At 71.8% G+C, this 13,491-nt stretch carries 12 protein-coding genes; 7 read left to right on the top strand and 5 right to left on the bottom strand.

Annotation, left to right across the window (positions count from 1 at the left end):
• Nucleotides 1-5 precede the first annotated feature (5 nt).
• Nucleotides 6-431, top strand: coding sequence for a VOC family protein (locus LUU90_RS08375; protein WP_275002919.1), 426 nt, complete (start codon nucleotides 6-8; stop codon nucleotides 429-431).
• 175 nt (nucleotides 432-606) lie between these two features.
• On the opposite strand, the gene LUU90_RS08370 is transcribed toward LUU90_RS08375, so the two are convergent.
• From LUU90_RS08370 to LUU90_RS08360, 3 genes are all read right to left on the bottom strand, one after another.
• The gene (locus LUU90_RS08370) at nucleotides 607-1,530 is read right to left on the bottom strand and encodes an NADP-dependent oxidoreductase (protein ID WP_275002918.1); all 924 of its coding nucleotides are present in this window, start codon (nucleotides 1,528-1,530) and stop codon (nucleotides 607-609) included.
• A 72-nt stretch (nucleotides 1,531-1,602) separates the two neighbouring features.
• On the bottom strand, nucleotides 1,603-2,592 hold the full coding sequence (locus LUU90_RS08365) for an SMP-30/gluconolactonase/LRE family protein (RefSeq protein WP_275002914.1): 990 nt from the start codon (nucleotides 2,590-2,592) through the stop codon (nucleotides 1,603-1,605).
• 150 nt (nucleotides 2,593-2,742) lie between these two features.
• Entirely contained in the window at nucleotides 2,743-5,277 is a 2,535-nt protein-coding gene (locus LUU90_RS08360) for an ATP-dependent DNA ligase (RefSeq protein WP_275002912.1), read from the bottom strand.
• A 100-nt stretch (nucleotides 5,278-5,377) separates the two neighbouring features.
• On the opposite strand from LUU90_RS08360, the gene LUU90_RS08355 reads away from it, so the two are divergent.
• Together LUU90_RS08355 and LUU90_RS08350 are read left to right on the top strand one after the other, a co-directional pair.
• Nucleotides 5,378-5,701, top strand: coding sequence for a glutaredoxin family protein (locus tag LUU90_RS08355; RefSeq protein WP_425596213.1), 324 nt, complete (start codon nucleotides 5,378-5,380; stop codon nucleotides 5,699-5,701).
• Between the two features lie 78 nt (nucleotides 5,702-5,779).
• Nucleotides 5,780-6,697, top strand: coding sequence for a Ku protein (locus LUU90_RS08350; RefSeq protein WP_275002910.1), 918 nt, complete (start codon nucleotides 5,780-5,782; stop codon nucleotides 6,695-6,697).
• A gap of 6 nt (nucleotides 6,698-6,703) precedes the next feature.
• On the opposite strand, the gene LUU90_RS08345 is transcribed toward LUU90_RS08350, so the two are convergent.
• Nucleotides 6,704-7,216 carry a hypothetical protein gene (locus LUU90_RS08345; protein ID WP_275002908.1) on the bottom strand — a complete coding sequence of 171 codons (513 nt, stop codon included), beginning with the start codon at nucleotides 7,214-7,216 and terminating at the stop codon, nucleotides 6,704-6,706.
• 105 nt (nucleotides 7,217-7,321) lie between these two features.
• Here LUU90_RS08345 and LUU90_RS08340 point away from each other — a divergent pair, with 105 nt between their 5' ends.
• The 4 genes from LUU90_RS08340 to LUU90_RS08325 all read left to right on the top strand — a co-directional run bounded on the left by LUU90_RS08340 (nucleotide 7,322) and on the right by LUU90_RS08325 (nucleotide 11,770).
• Nucleotides 7,322-8,992 carry a metallophosphoesterase family protein gene (locus LUU90_RS08340; protein WP_275002906.1) on the top strand — a complete coding sequence of 557 codons (1,671 nt, stop codon included), beginning with the start codon at nucleotides 7,322-7,324 and terminating at the stop codon, nucleotides 8,990-8,992.
• Nucleotides 8,993-9,001: 9 nt separating this feature from the next.
• Nucleotides 9,002-9,754, top strand: a complete 753-nt coding sequence (locus LUU90_RS08335; protein ID WP_275002905.1) for a metal-dependent transcriptional regulator — start codon at nucleotides 9,002-9,004, stop codon at nucleotides 9,752-9,754.
• A gap of 80 nt (nucleotides 9,755-9,834) precedes the next feature.
• Nucleotides 9,835-11,064 (top strand): MFS transporter, encoded by a 1,230-nt coding sequence (locus LUU90_RS08330; RefSeq protein WP_275002904.1) that lies wholly within the window; start codon nucleotides 9,835-9,837, stop codon nucleotides 11,062-11,064.
• Between the two features lie 46 nt (nucleotides 11,065-11,110).
• On the top strand, nucleotides 11,111-11,770 hold the full coding sequence (locus tag LUU90_RS08325) for a vitamin K epoxide reductase family protein (RefSeq protein WP_275002903.1): 660 nt from the start codon (nucleotides 11,111-11,113) through the stop codon (nucleotides 11,768-11,770).
• Nucleotides 11,771-12,045: 275 nt separating this feature from the next.
• Here LUU90_RS08325 and LUU90_RS08320 read toward each other — a convergent pair whose 3' ends face one another.
• On the bottom strand, nucleotides 12,046-13,404 hold the full coding sequence (locus tag LUU90_RS08320; RefSeq protein WP_275002902.1) for an alkaline phosphatase family protein: 1,359 nt from the start codon (nucleotides 13,402-13,404) through the stop codon (nucleotides 12,046-12,048).
• Between the last annotated feature and the right edge of the window lie 87 nt (nucleotides 13,405-13,491).

Raw genomic sequence — 13,491 nt, 5'->3', positions numbered from 1 at the left:
CGAGCGTGGCCTCCTTTATCTCGCACGTGACCGTGGACTGTGCCGACGCCTACTCGCTCGCCCAGTGGTGGAAGCCGGTGCTCGGGTACGAGGACGTACCCGACGACCCGAACCTGCCCGGCCACGACGAGTGCATGATCGTGGACCCGGCGGGCAAGGGCGTGACCGTGTTGTTCATCGAGGTACCGGAGGGAAAGTCGGTCAAGAACCGGCTGCACCTCGACCTCCGCCCGCGGGCCGACCTGCGGGACACGGAGATCGAACGGCTGATCGCGCACGGCGCCACCGTGGTGGGCGACCACCGTGGCCAGTACGGGCCGGGCACCGGCTGGGTGACGCTGGCCGACCCGGAGGGCAACGAGTTCTGCGTCCTGCGCTCGGAGGCCGAGGTCGCGGAACTCCCGGCGCCGCCAGTGGCGCCCGACGCATGACGGCCCGGGCGATCCGGCCCGAGCCCCCGGACCACTCCGCCGCGAGGGCTGAAGCAGGCGTGGTCGGCAGAAGGTCAGGTGGTCGGCAGTTCGAACTGCCGACCACCTGACCTTCTACCGATCAGCTGACCTTCTACCGACCACATCCCGCACCCCGCGCTGTGCACCCGCGCAGTTAGACCCGCACGACCACCTTGCCGCGCGTGTGGCCCGTCTCGTTCGCCCGGTGTGCGTCGGCGGCGTCAGCCAGGTCGAAGACCTGAGCGACCTCCACCGACAGCTTGCCCGCGTCGAAGAGCGCGGTGAGGGCGTCGAGGTCCGCCGTGGACGGGCGCACCCAGAGGTAGTGCCCACCGTGCTCGGTGCGGGCGCTGGCGTCGGTGATCGATGCGATGGTGCCGCCGGCGGCCAGCACCTCGGCGCTGATGGCGACGGCCTCGCCGCCGGCGAAGTCGAGGGCGACGTCGACGCCGTCGGGCGCGACGGAGCGGACCCGGTCGACGAGGCCGTCGCCGTAGGTGACCGGTTCGGCGCCGAGCGCGCGCAGGAACTCGTGGTTGCCCTCGCTCGCGGTGCCGATGACGCGGGCGCCCAGGGCCTTGGCGATCTGGACGGCGAACGCGCCGACGCCGCCGGCAGCCGCGTGCACCAGCACGGTCTGCCCCTCCGTGACCCCGGCGCGCTGGATCGCCTGGTAGGCGGTGAGGCCCGCGAGCGGCACCGCCGCGGCCTCCTCGAAGCTCAGCGACGCGGGCTTGCGGGCCAGGGTGCGCACGGGGGCTGCGACGAGCTCCGCGAACGTGCCGCCCTGCACGGTGTCCTTGCGCACGTAGCCGTAGACCTCGTCACCCACTTGGAACTCGGGGGTGTCCAGGCCTACCTGCTCGACGACGCCCGCGACGTCCCAGCCCGGGATCGCGGGGAACGTCGTGTCGATCAGGCCCTCCAGGTAGCCCTGGCGGATCTTCCAGTCGACCGGGTTCACCGAGGCGGCCTTGACCCGGACCAGCAGGGTGTCGGGCCCGATGTGCGGGTCGGGCTGGTCGGTGAGCTCGAGGACGTCGGCGCTGCCGAACTTCGAATACGTGATGGCTCGCATGTCAGCGGTAACCCACCCGGCGGACGCGGGTATTCCGCGACCGCCGGGCGGGTTGTCGCACAGGCCGGCCGCTCAGTGCAGGGGCAGGCGCGTGACCCAGTACGCGGTGTCGTCCTCGGGCGTCGTCGTGAACCGGGCGTTCGGCAGGTACAGGGCACCGGCGAAGCGGGCGATGGTGGTGGGGGTGTCGAAGTCGTCGCTGGTGCGGGTCTGCACCACGCGCCCGGAGGACGCCGTCCGGTCGAGCCGCACGGTCGACACCTGGTTCCGGGTGTTCTGCGCGACGTGGAGCGTGCGGCCGGTCCGGAGCATCCCGTCACCGTTGGTGAGCTTCGTGTCGCCGAGATCCACCCGGTCGGCGTGCCCGTTGTCCGGGTGCACCCGGAAGAGGTCGCCGGTCGTCGAGTTCACGACGAGGAGCGCCTTTCCGCCGGGCGACGTCGTGATGCCGTTGGCGTTGAACCCGTCGACCTGCTCCCAGTCGCCGTGCAGGGCCAGCTCGTCGACCGTGTCGGTGGGCTCGCCGCGCGGCCCCAGGTGCAGCCGGTGGACGACCGCGCGCTGGGAGTCGGTGAAGTAGGCGTAGTCGTCGGTCACGACGACGTCGTTCACGAAGCCGCCGCCCAGGTCGTACGTCGCGAGGACCTCGCCCGAGCGCCCGTCGACGACGCGCGCGTCGCCGGCGGTGCCGCCCGCGACGAACAAGCGGCCACGAGCGTCGATGGTGAGCCCCACCGACGGCGTGCCGGGACCGTGGCTGATCACCTCGCCCTCGCCGGTCACGAGATCGGCGCGATAGATGTCGCCGTCGGCGAGCGAGCCGAACCACGCGTACGGGCCAGCCGTCGTGATGCCCTCGGGTTGGAAGGCATCGGGCAGGTCGATGCGGTCCGGGAGGTCGATCTGGGGAAAGGGGTCGCGCAGGCCGTGGGCGAGCTGCTGCGCGGGGGAGCTGCTGGGGGTGGCTCCGGGTGCGGCGACTGCTGTCGCCGGGACGGCCGCGAGCGTGATCGCGGCAAGGATGGCCGTAGGGGCGGCCAGACGCTTGGGGTAGCTGAACATCCATGTCCTCCGTCCGTCGGGCAACACCGTACGTCGGTACCTCGCGAAAGAGGAGGGAAACGTCGTAAAAGTGTGCCAAGCGGGCGGTGTCCGGACCCGGCCGGCCGGCCCGGGGCATGCCCGGCCATACCCCGGTCATACCCTGGACAGTCACTCCTGCCCGGGCACCTCGACCACCACGTCGTCCGGCGACTTGTCCGGACGCCAGCCGCGCCACACGGAGTGCCGCATCCGCCGTTCGCCGGACGCGCCGTCACTGCCCTCGGCCCAGTCGGCGTACGTGACCTCGCCCACCAGCTCGGGTGTCACCCAGCGGGCATCCGACGCGTCGTCGGTCGGCACGCCCGACGCACCAGGTGTCTTGCGCTCCATACCCCGCAGCTGGGCGGTGATCTCGCGGCGCTCGCGCTCGGTGAAGCCCGTACCGACCCGTCCCACGTAGCGCAGGCCGGCGCCGTCGGCGCTGTCGTCGGGTACCGCCATGAGGAGGGAGCCCATCACCGAGGAGTTCGCGCGGCCTGGCCGCCAGCCCACGATGACGACCTCCTGCATGGCGCTGTGCTTGAGCTTGAGCCACTCGCGCGACCGACGTTGCGCGTAGGTGGAGGTGCGGCGCTTGGCGACGACGCCCTCCAGCCGCAGTGTGCGCGAGGTCCGCAGGGCGGCGTCGAGGTCGCCGTCGAACACGGGCGGGAGGTGGATGGGGGCGTGCGGCGTGACGAGGGACTCCAGCAGCTCGCGCCGTTCGGTCCAGGGGCGGTGCGTGACGTCGTCGCCGTCGGCCTGCAGGACGTCGAAGAGCATGAGGTCCACCTGGACGCGGGCCCGGGCGCGTGCGACGTCACGTTCCTTGCGGAGGTTGGCACGGAGCTGGAGGCGGCGGAAGTCGGGGCGGCCGTCGCGGTCGAGCGCGACGATCTCGCCGTCGAGCACGACCGGGAGCCGGGCGGGGTCGACCTGGCCCGCGAGCGCCGCCAGCTCGGGGAAGGTGACGGTGAGGTCCTGGCCGGAGCGGCTGACGAGGCGCACGGTCTCGGGGTCCGGGACGTGGGCGAGGGCGCGGAACCCGTCCCACTTCATCTCGAACATCCAGTCGTCCGGCTCGGTCAGCTCGCCGGGCGCGGCGTTGGTGGCGAGCATGGGCCGCTGTGCCTTCTGCCGCTGAGCCTCTCGTGGAGCGCCGGATCCCTGCTGGGTCGTGGTCCGGGCCTTCGGCGCGGGCGAGGACTCGGCACCGGACGCCTTCGGTGAGCCCGGCTGGGCCTTGGTGAGGTGGATGAGCCAGTTGTTCTCGGCGTCACCGTCCCGGCCGCCCGTGCGGATCAGGGCGAGTCGGCGGGAGCCCCGCTCGGCGGAATGGAGGGTGACGATCACCTCGTCGTCGCGCCACTTCTCGAGCTCGTAGGTGCCGGAGTCCCAGATGGTGACCTCGCCGGCCCCGTACTCGCCGCTCGGGATGGTGCCCTCGAAGGAGCCGTACTCCAGCGGGTGGTCCTCGGTCTGCACGGCCAGGTGGTTCTTGGCAGGGTCCGTCGGTTCGCCGCGGGGGAGGGCCCAGCTCACGAGCACGCCGTCGTGCTCGAGCCGGAAGTCCCAGTGCAGACGGCGGGCGTGGTGCTCCTGGATGACGAAGGTGGGTGTACCGGTGGTCGAGCCCGCCTCGGAGGTCGCGCCTGTCGAGACCTGCGTCTCCGGCCCGAACGGCTCGGGGGTCTTGGCCGGGTCGCGCTTGGTCCGGTAGGTCTCCAGCTTCTGGAAGGTGGCCAGGCGCTCCGGCGTCGGCTCCAGGGCGGAGAGGTGACCTTCCAGGAGCGGGGCGAGGAGGTCGCCGTCGGCCTCGACGCGCGCCACGACCTCCTCGGGTGTGAGCTGGGTGAGGTCGGGGTCGTCGAGCTCCTCCCACGTGCGGGGCGCGGCGACCCACGGCCGGTCGAGGCCCCGCAGGGAGTAGGGCGCGATGGTGGTCTTGCTGCCGTTGTTCTGCGACCAGTCGACCAGCACCTTGCCGTGGCGCAGGCTCTTGCTCATGTCGCTGACGACGAGGTCGGGGTGCTCAGCTTCGAGGTAGCGCGCCAGCTCGTGCGCGACGGCGGAGACGGCGTCGGAGTCGAGGCGGCTGTCCTGGGCCTTGCCCAGGGCCGCGTAGAGGTGGATGCCCTTGGAGCCGGACGTCACCGGGTACGGCTCCAAGCCCATGCCCTGCAGGATCTCGCGGGCCCACCGGGCGACCTGCGCGCACTCGGCCAGTCCTGCGCCAGGACCGGGGTCGAGGTCGAGCACCAGGCGGTCGGGGTCGAGGCGGGCGCCGGTGCGGCCGAACTGCCACTGCGGGGTGTGCAGCTCGAGGGTCGCCGTCTGGCCCAGCCAGGTCAGGGTCGCGAGGTCGTTGACCAGCACGTAGTCGTTCGCCGAGGTCTTGTGCTGGATCGACCGTCGCTTGACCCAGTCGGGGGTCGAGGCGTCGAGGTTCTTCTGGAAGAACATCTGCCCGCCCGTGCCGTCGGGCCACCGCTTGCGCGTGGCGGGACGGTTGGCGGCGTGCGGCAGCAGCACCGGTGCCACCTGCGTCAGGTAGTGCAGCACCTCGCCCTTGGTGGTCCCCGACGCCGGGAACATCACCTTGTCGAGATTGCTCAGGCGCAGGCGGTGTCCCTCGACCGAGACCGTCTGCTGTGTGGACGCCATCACCCCATCGTGCCGCCGGTCGGGGCGTCTCGCCCAGGGTCGGCGAGATCACGTGCCGGAGGGTCGTGACCGCGGTGAGAACTCCGCTAGGCTCCGGCGAGTGATTTCGGATGACCTCGCGATCGACGTGTTCGCAGCGTCCAGGGCGACTGCACGTGACACCTCTTCGATCGCCCGACCTCAGCAGCTCACCGTCTACGGCGCCGAGTGGTGCCGTGACTGCCGCCGCAGCAAGGCGGTGCTCGACGTCCGCCGCGTGGACTACGTCTACGTGGACCTCGCTGCCCACCCCACCCGGGCGGACGAGGCGGAGGCGCTGACCGGTCGGAAGACCATCCCCGTCCTGGTGTTTCCCGACGGCGAGCACCTCGTGGAGCCCACCAACGCCGAGCTCTGCGCGAAGCTGGACCGCGCCGGCCTCTGACGCCTTCCACCGCCGACGCCGGCGTCGGCCCAGACCGAAACCTGGGCATGTGGTGCGCTTGGGGCGCACTATAGATAGATGAGGGCTATCTGGAAGGGTGCCGTGACCTTCGGCCTCGTCAACGTTCCGGTCAAGCTGTACAGCGCGACCGAGGACCATGACGTCCCGCTGCACCAGGTACACGACGCCGACGGTGGACGTATCCGGTACAAGCGCGTGTGCGAGATCGACGGCGAAGTGGTGCCGTACGAGCACATCGACCGCGCTTACGACGACGGTGAGCGCACGGTGGTGCTCACGAAGAAGGACCTCGCCGATCTCCCGGCCGAACGGGACCGCGAGATCTCGGTGGTGGAGTTCGTCCCCAGCGAGCAGATCGACCCGATCATGCTCGACAGGACGTACTACCTCGAGCCCGACTCCAAGTCCACGAAGGCGTACGTGCTGCTGCGCCGCACGCTGGAGGAGACCGACCGCACCGCCGTCGTGAAGTTCGCGCTGCGGCAGCGCACCCGGCTCGCCGCGCTGCGCGTGCGGGACGAGGTGCTCGTGCTGCAGACCCTCCTGTGGGCCGACGAGGTCCGCGAGGCCGCGTTCCCGTCCCTCGACGAGCCGGCGAAGGTCTCCGACAAGGAGCTCACGATGTCGGCCCAGCTCGTCAGCAGCTTCGAGGCGGACTTCACTCCCGAGGACTACGAGGACGAGTACCAGGTGCAGCTGCGCAAGCTCGTCGAGGCGAAGCTCGAGGCGGGCGACACCGTGGACACGGCGGCGACGTTCGGCGAGACCGCCGAGGGGGAGAGCGAGGGCGCCGAGGTGGTCGACCTCATGGAGGCCCTCAAGCGCAGCGTCGCCGAGTCGAAGTCCAAGTCGAAGTCGTCGTCCGGGTCGTCGTCCAGGTCCTCGTCCGGCTCGTCGTCGAAGTCGGGGTCGACCTCGAAGGCGAAGCCCAGGACGAAGTCCAAGTCCCCGTCGAAGTCGCAGAAGGCGGGCTGACCCGGGTCAACCGCGCAGCCGCTCCGCGAGGCCTCGCTCGCCTGCCCGCATCACGTGGGCGTGCGCCCAGGCGAGGGGCCCGGGACCGATCCGGGCCGCGGCGCGGAACCAGGCGGGGACCGGGGACACCTGCCAGAGGAGCTGGACCTCGGTCGAACTGTCGCCGGTCGGGCCGTCGCCGGTCGGGCTGTCGCCGGTCGGGCTGGACACCGCCACCTCGGCGCTGCCCTCCAGGTCGCCGGCCACGTCGAGCAGCGCACGGCCGGGCATGCCGTCCGACGGCGCCGTCGTCTGCCGCAGCTCCAGCCGGAACCGCAGCGCGTACCCGAGCGGGCTGCGGACCCGCAGCCGGGCCCAGGTCCCGGGCGCGGCCAGCCCGTCCGGGCCGACGACGGGACCGGTCTCCGCCGCGGTGAGACCTGGCCACCAGTCGGGCCAGGTGAACCGGGGGTCGGCGAGCACCGACCAGACCTGCGCGACGGGTGCGGCCGGGCGCCAGACGGATCGAAGCGTGAACATCAGGCCATCGTGCCGTCCCGTTCGCCGAGCCGACAGTCGCCGTCCCGGTGCACCGCATGTCGGACACCGCGCATGTCGGACACATCGCATGACAAGGTAGAGGCGATGAGTCGTACCAACCCACCCCGCTGGCTGCGCTGGACCCTGGCCGGCGTGACCGCAGCCCTGGTGTGCCTGACTTTCGGGATCACGACGGCGAAGGCAGACCTGAGCCTCGGCCCGCACGAGGCCACCTACTCCGTCACGGCGGACGACCGGCTGCTCGCGGACCTCGGTCCGCTGGGCACCGTCGTCACGGACTCCCCGCTGCCGTTCGCGCTCGGCGTCCGGATCACCGTCCACGAGATCCCCGCCGATCTCGCGGCCGTGGACACCGCCAGCTTCGACGCCCTCGCCGGTGACCTCGACGGGTATCTCCAGTTCTTCGACACCCCGCAGCAGACGGTGCGCACCGTGGCGTGGGCACTGATCTGGGACGCCGTCCGCGGCGCCGGGGTCGCGGCGGTGGTGCTGGTCGCGGCCGGCTTCGGGCTGCGGGCCCTCCTGGGGCCTGCCCGACGGCGGGATCTCGCCCGCACGCTCGTGCCCCGCACGTGGGAGATCACCGGTGCCGTGCTCGTCACCGTGCTGGTGGCAGGAACCGTCACGTCGAGCGCCGGTCCCGAGGAGCGCGCCGCTCTGCCTGCTTCGCCCGTGTTCGAGGGCACGGCGCTGGAGGGGGCGCGGATCACCGGCCGTCTGGCGGGCGTGATCGACACGTACAGCGGCCAGCTGGTGGAGACCTATCAGGCCAACGAGGTGTTCTACGCCGGGGCACGGGAGCGGCTGAACGAGGCGTGGGACGCGCGGGTCGCGGAACAGCAGGCGGCGGAGGCGGAGCAGGGGCCGCCGGCGTCGGAGGATCCGGAGGAGACCGACTACGTGACGTTCCTGCTGGTCTCGGACCTGCACTGCAACACGGGGATGACGCCCCTGATCCGGGACCTGGCCGACCGGCTGGGACCCGACGCCATGCTCAACGCGGGGGACACGACGATCAACGGCACGAGCGTCGAGTCGGTCTGCGTGGACTCGTTCGCGTCCGCCGTGCCCGACGGGGTCCCGTTCGTGGTCTCGGACGGCAACCACGACTCCCGCCTGACGACGGCGACGGAGCAGGCGAACCGGCAGATCGTGCTGGACGGTGACGTGGTCGAGGTGGAGGGTGTGCGGATCCTCGGTGACCGCGACCCGCTGGAGACGCGGATCGGCGGCGGCACCATGCTGTCCCGCGAGGAGACGCCGGAGGAGGCGGGCGAGCGGCTGCGGGACGTGGCGTGCGAGGCCGCGGGGGAGCCGGGCCTCGGCGGGTACACCGGGGAGGACCGGGTCGACCTGCTGCTGATCCACCAGCCCGCCGTCGGCGACCCCGCGCTGGAGTCGGGCTGCGTGCCGTTCCAGATCTCCGGCCACATGCACACGCGGATCGGGCCGGACATCGTGGGGTACGGCGTCCGTTACGTGAACGCGAGCACCGGTGGTGCGACGAAGGGCAACACGTCGGTGGGGCCGCTGCGGGACTCCTCGGAGATGACCGTGCTGCGGTTCGACCCGGAGCGGCGCCGATTCGTGGACTGGCAGCTCGTCGAGGTCACGCCGGAGGGGGAGGCGTCGGTGAGCGAACGGCAGCCGATCCCGCCGCCCGTCCCGCTGCCCGACGAGGTGCCGGGTGACGATGCCGACGGTGTGATGTCCGGCAACGGGTCCGCGCCGTCACCGTCGCCCTCCGGCAACTAGGCTCGGGGCGTGGAGATCGCAACCGACCCGGCCGAGCTGACGCCCGTCGCCCAGGACTACCTGAAGGCGGTGTGGTCCGCTCAGGAGTGGTCGGACGAGAAGGTCACCACGAAACATCTTGCCGACCGGCTGGGTGTGGGCGCCTCCACGGTGTCGGAGACGGTGCGTCGCCTGTCGGGTCAAGGGCTGCTGGAGCACGAGCGGTACGGCGCGATCCGGCTGACCGACGACGGGCGCCGTCTGGCGCTGGCCATGGTGCGCAGGCACCGGCTCCTGGAGACGTTCCTCGTGGACCAGCTCGGGTACGGCTGGGACGAGGTGCACGACGAGGCCGAGGTGCTGGAGCACGCGGTGTCGGACGTCTTCGTGGAGCGGATGGCCGAGCGGCTCGGCAACCCGACGCGCGATCCGCACGGTGACCCGATCCCCGCCGCGGACGGCACGGTGGTGCGGCCCGACGCGGTTCCCCTGTCGTCCATGCACGCGGGCGACGCCGGCACGGTGGTCCGTATCTCCGACGCGGACCCCGAGGCGCTGCGCTATCTCGCCGAGCTCGGCCTCGACCTGGACATGCGGGTCGAGGTGACGACGCGGCGCGAGTTCGCCGGCACGGTGGCGGTGTCCTGGACCTGCCCCGAACCCTGGGGGCCCCAGGACGGAGCGGTGGGGACCGCGACCACCGACGAGCGGTCGGGCTCGTCCGAGCGGGTCGCCGATCTCGGTCTGCTGGCGGCCTCCCGCGTGTGGGTGGCGCAGGGGTAGTCTCCTCCCCGTTCCCTCGTGCTCGTCGCCGGTGTCGCCGACGGTCCCCCCGAATCGATACGACACTTCTGGAGACCCTCATGGCGACCAGCTCCCCGCAGCATGCCCCCGACGCGGCGGCCGGCCAGAGCTCGATGCGCCGCGCGGCCCCCGCGCTCGTCGCGCTGGCCGTCGGCGGCTTCACCATCGGTACCACAGAGTTCGCCGCGATGGGCCTGCTGCCCGACGTCGGCGCCGACCTCGGTGCGACGGACCCGCAGGTGGGGCACACCATCACGGCGTACGCGCTCGGTGTCGTCGTCGGGGCGCCGCTGCTGACCGTCGCCGCCGCGCGGATGTCGCGCAAGCGGCTGCTGCTCCTGCTGATGGGTGCCTACACGCTCGCGAACGTCCTGTCGGCGGCGGCGCCGGACATCGGCTGGCTCGTCGTCGGCCGGTTCTTCGCGGGCCTGCCGCACGGAGCGTTCTTCGGCGTCGGGGCGGCGGTGGGTGCCGCGGTCGCGGGGCCGGCCCAGCGCGGTCGGGCCGTCGCGATGATGATGACCGGCCTGACCATCGCGAACGTCGTGGGCGTGCCGCTGTCCACGTGGGTGGGGCAGGTCTTCGGGTGGCGCACGTCCTACGTGCTGATCGGGGCGCTCGGGATCGTCACCCTGCTCGGCCTGTGGCGGCTCGTGCCGGACGCCGCCGGCGGCCCCGGGCGTTCCGTGCGGACCGAGCTGGCGACCCTGCGGAACGCGCCCCTCTGGTTCGCGTTCGTGGCGGGTGCGATCGGTTTCGGTGGCATGTTTGCGGTCTACACCTATGTGGCCCCCACCATGACGGGCGTGACCGGCCTCCCCGGTGGTGCGGTCCCCTGGGTGCTCGCGCTGTTCGGCGTCGGCATGACCGTGGGCACGCAGATCGGCGGACGCCTCGCCGACCGCGGGGTGCTGCGCGCCGTCGTGATCGGCTTCGTGGCGACCGCAGCCTCCCTCGTGATGTTCGCCCTGACCGGGGCCTGGGTGGTTCCCGCACTGGCCTCGCTGTTCCTGCTCGGCGTCACATCGCAGATGCTCGGCCTCGCTTTCCAGACCCGGCTCATGGACCTGGCGCCGGGCGCGGCCTCGCTCGGGGCGGCGTTGTGCCACGCGGGGCTCAACGTGGCCAACGGTGCCGGGGCGTTCCTGGGCGGTGTCGTCATCGACGCCGGCTGGGGCTACCTCGCGCCCGCCTGGGCCGGTGTGGTGGTCACCGTGCTGGGGCTCGCCATGATCCTGGCGTTCGGGCGGCAGCGAGTCGTGCATCAGCCCGCGGAGACAACTCTGTGACCCAGATTCCAGCAATGTCCCAGACTTCGCCGGTAGCGTTGGTCAGGTGACCGATACCGGGGCGACCACGATGTCGTCGGACAGCTCGATGAACGACGAGAACGACGTCGCCGTGCCGGGCCCCAGGCCGCTCGGTGGGCGCACCATGGGGCTGCTCCTGGTGGTGCTGGGCGGCATCGGGTTCGCGGCCTCGATGTGGCTGGCGATCGAGAAGTACCTGGCGTTCGTCGACCCCGAGCGGACGGCGTCGTGCACCATCAACCTGTTCGTCACCTGCAGCGCCGCCATGGACTCGTGGCAGGGCGCCCTGCTCGGGTTCCCGAACCCCTACCTCGGCCTGGCGGCGTTCCCCGTGGTCATCACCACGGGCGTCGTGGTGCTGGTCGGCGCACGGCTGCCCCGCTGGTACTGGACGTCGCTGCTCATCGGCACCGTGCTGGGCCAGGCGCTCATCTTCTTCCTGATGGCGACCAGCTTCTACGTCATCGTCGCGCTGTGCCCGGCCTGCATGATCGTCTGGACGATCATGTGGCCGCTGCTGTGGTTCCAGCTGGTGCGGGGCGTGCAGTCCGGCGATCTGCCGGTGGGTGTCGGCCTGCGCGACGCGATGGTCGGCAACCGCGGCATCATCCTGATCATCGGTTACGTGGCGGCCGTCGCGTGGCTGATGCTCGCGGTCGGCGGACACCTGATCGACTCGTTCTGACGCCTGCACCTTCCGCATGCCGCGCGTGACCGTCCCGCCGACGAGTACCACGCGCTGCGAGCGGTGTCTGCGTTCCCGGCAGTCCCGGACACCGGGGGAGACAGGTACTCCGCGGGGTGTGTTGCTGTGCGTAGACAGGGTCTACCCGCAGCAACACACCCCGCATTGGTACGGTCACCTCGCGACGGCCTTGCGACCGATCCGCGACCGCCCTTCGACGCCTCGCGGCCCGGGTGCGGCGCAGCTCGTCCGCGGCGTCGTGACGCAGGTGCCGCTCAGCGGCGCAGCGCCTCGCGGAGCGTCCTGCCCTCGCTGCCCGACGGCGGTGCGTAGCCGAGCAGCGCGGAGATCGTCGGCGCGATGTCGATGTGGCGCGGCGCGTGCGGACGCGCTCCCGGTCGTACGCCCGCGCCGGCCAGGACCAGCGGCACGCGCAGCTCGGTGGTAGCACCGTGCCGCCCGGACGGGCCCGCCGGCGTCGTGCCGAACGACCAGCCCGGCCTCGGCTCGACGACCAGGTCGCCGTAGTTCGGGCTCATGTGCATGCGGGCCTGGTCCGCCTTGTCGAAGACATTCCGCACCTGCGGCAGCGCCTCCAGCGCAGCCCCCAGCTGCCGGACGGCGGCCGGGTCGCCCGCCCGGTCGCCGATGATCCGCACGTCCGCGACGCCGCCGACGACGATCACGACGTCCGTGCCGGGAGCAGGGGACTGGCCGCTGGTGAGAATCTGCGGGGTGAACCCGGCGGCCTCGATCGCGGCGAGCCCCTCGGCGCCGAAGCCCTTGTCGAAGGTGGTCATGCCGTGGTCGCCCGTGATGACGAACGCTGTGCGGCCGTAGATGCCGGCGTCCTTCGTGGCCTCCACGATGCGCCCGATCTGCCGGTCGATCTCCGTCAGGGCGCCGGGGATGCGCGGGTCGGCGTCGCCGCCCTCGTGCCCGATCGCGTCCAGCGTGTCGCAGTAGACGGTCATGAGCTCGGGGATGCCGTTCGGGCTCACCATCTGCCCGCCCGAGCTGACGGGCTCGCCGCGCAGCACGGCCACGGCGTCGTCGGTACGGCGGGCGCAGTCACCGCCCGGCTGGGTGTAGAGGCCGTCGGGGTCGCCGAAGGTGACGCCGTAGTTCTGCAGGATGAACCACTGCGCGGAGAACACGGAGCCGCCCTGCTCACGGACCGACTGGGCGATGGTCGGCACGGCGAGGTCGCGCTGCTGGCCGCGCGCCGTGTTGGTCTCGGTGTTGAACCAGTAGGCGGTGTTGCGGTGGGTCTCCGGCCAGGCGCCGGTCGCCACCGACGACCACGACGGGTTCGTGATCGAGGTCATCACGCCGGTCGAGGTGGTGACGCTGCCCCGGCGCAGGAGGCGCTGCAGGTTCGGCATCGAGCTCGTGCCGTCACGGACCAGGTCGAGGTACTCGACGTCGAACCCGTCGAGAGCCACGAAGACCACGTGGTCCGCAGGGCCTCTCCCGGCGGACCCGGCGGCCCCGGAGGTGGCCCCGGAGGTGGTGGCGGAGGAGGTGGAGTCGGCGTCGTCGGCGGGAAATGGCGCGGCGGCGGCGGTCGAGGCCGTCCACACGACGGTGGCGGCGATGCTGGCGGCGAGGAGCTTTCGCAACGAGGGCATCATGCGGGCAATTCGAGCACTCGGGCAGAGAACTTCGGGGGAGGCGCGGGCGAATGTCGGATGAACCTTCGCCCTGTGGACGACCGAGGG

Origin of the sequence: Promicromonospora iranensis (genome assembly GCF_028994775.1) — a bacterium.
In the GTDB taxonomy this organism is placed as follows: domain Bacteria; phylum Actinomycetota; class Actinomycetes; order Actinomycetales; family Cellulomonadaceae; genus Promicromonospora; species Promicromonospora iranensis_A.
Note: the sequence above shows the minus strand (reverse complement) of the source record. Positions and strands in the feature narration are given on the sequence as shown.

Coding starts and splice junctions, on each gene's coding strand:
- LUU90_RS08320 (WP_275002902.1), bottom strand. CDS start 13,404: ATGATGCCCTCGTTGCGAAAGCTCCTCGCCGCCAGCATCGCCGCCACC.
- LUU90_RS08360 (WP_275002912.1), bottom strand. CDS start 5,277: ATGGCGTCCACACAGCAGACGGTCTCGGTCGAGGGACACCGCCTGCGC.
- LUU90_RS08345 (WP_275002908.1), bottom strand. CDS start 7,216: ATGTTCACGCTTCGATCCGTCTGGCGCCCGGCCGCACCCGTCGCGCAG.
- LUU90_RS08365 (WP_275002914.1), bottom strand. CDS start 2,592: ATGTTCAGCTACCCCAAGCGTCTGGCCGCCCCTACGGCCATCCTTGCC.
- LUU90_RS08370 (WP_275002918.1), bottom strand. CDS start 1,530: ATGCGAGCCATCACGTATTCGAAGTTCGGCAGCGCCGACGTCCTCGAG.
- LUU90_RS08330 (WP_275002904.1), top strand. CDS start 9,835: ATGGCGACCAGCTCCCCGCAGCATGCCCCCGACGCGGCGGCCGGCCAG.
- LUU90_RS08350 (WP_275002910.1), top strand. CDS start 5,780: ATGAGGGCTATCTGGAAGGGTGCCGTGACCTTCGGCCTCGTCAACGTT.
- LUU90_RS08340 (WP_275002906.1), top strand. CDS start 7,322: ATGAGTCGTACCAACCCACCCCGCTGGCTGCGCTGGACCCTGGCCGGC.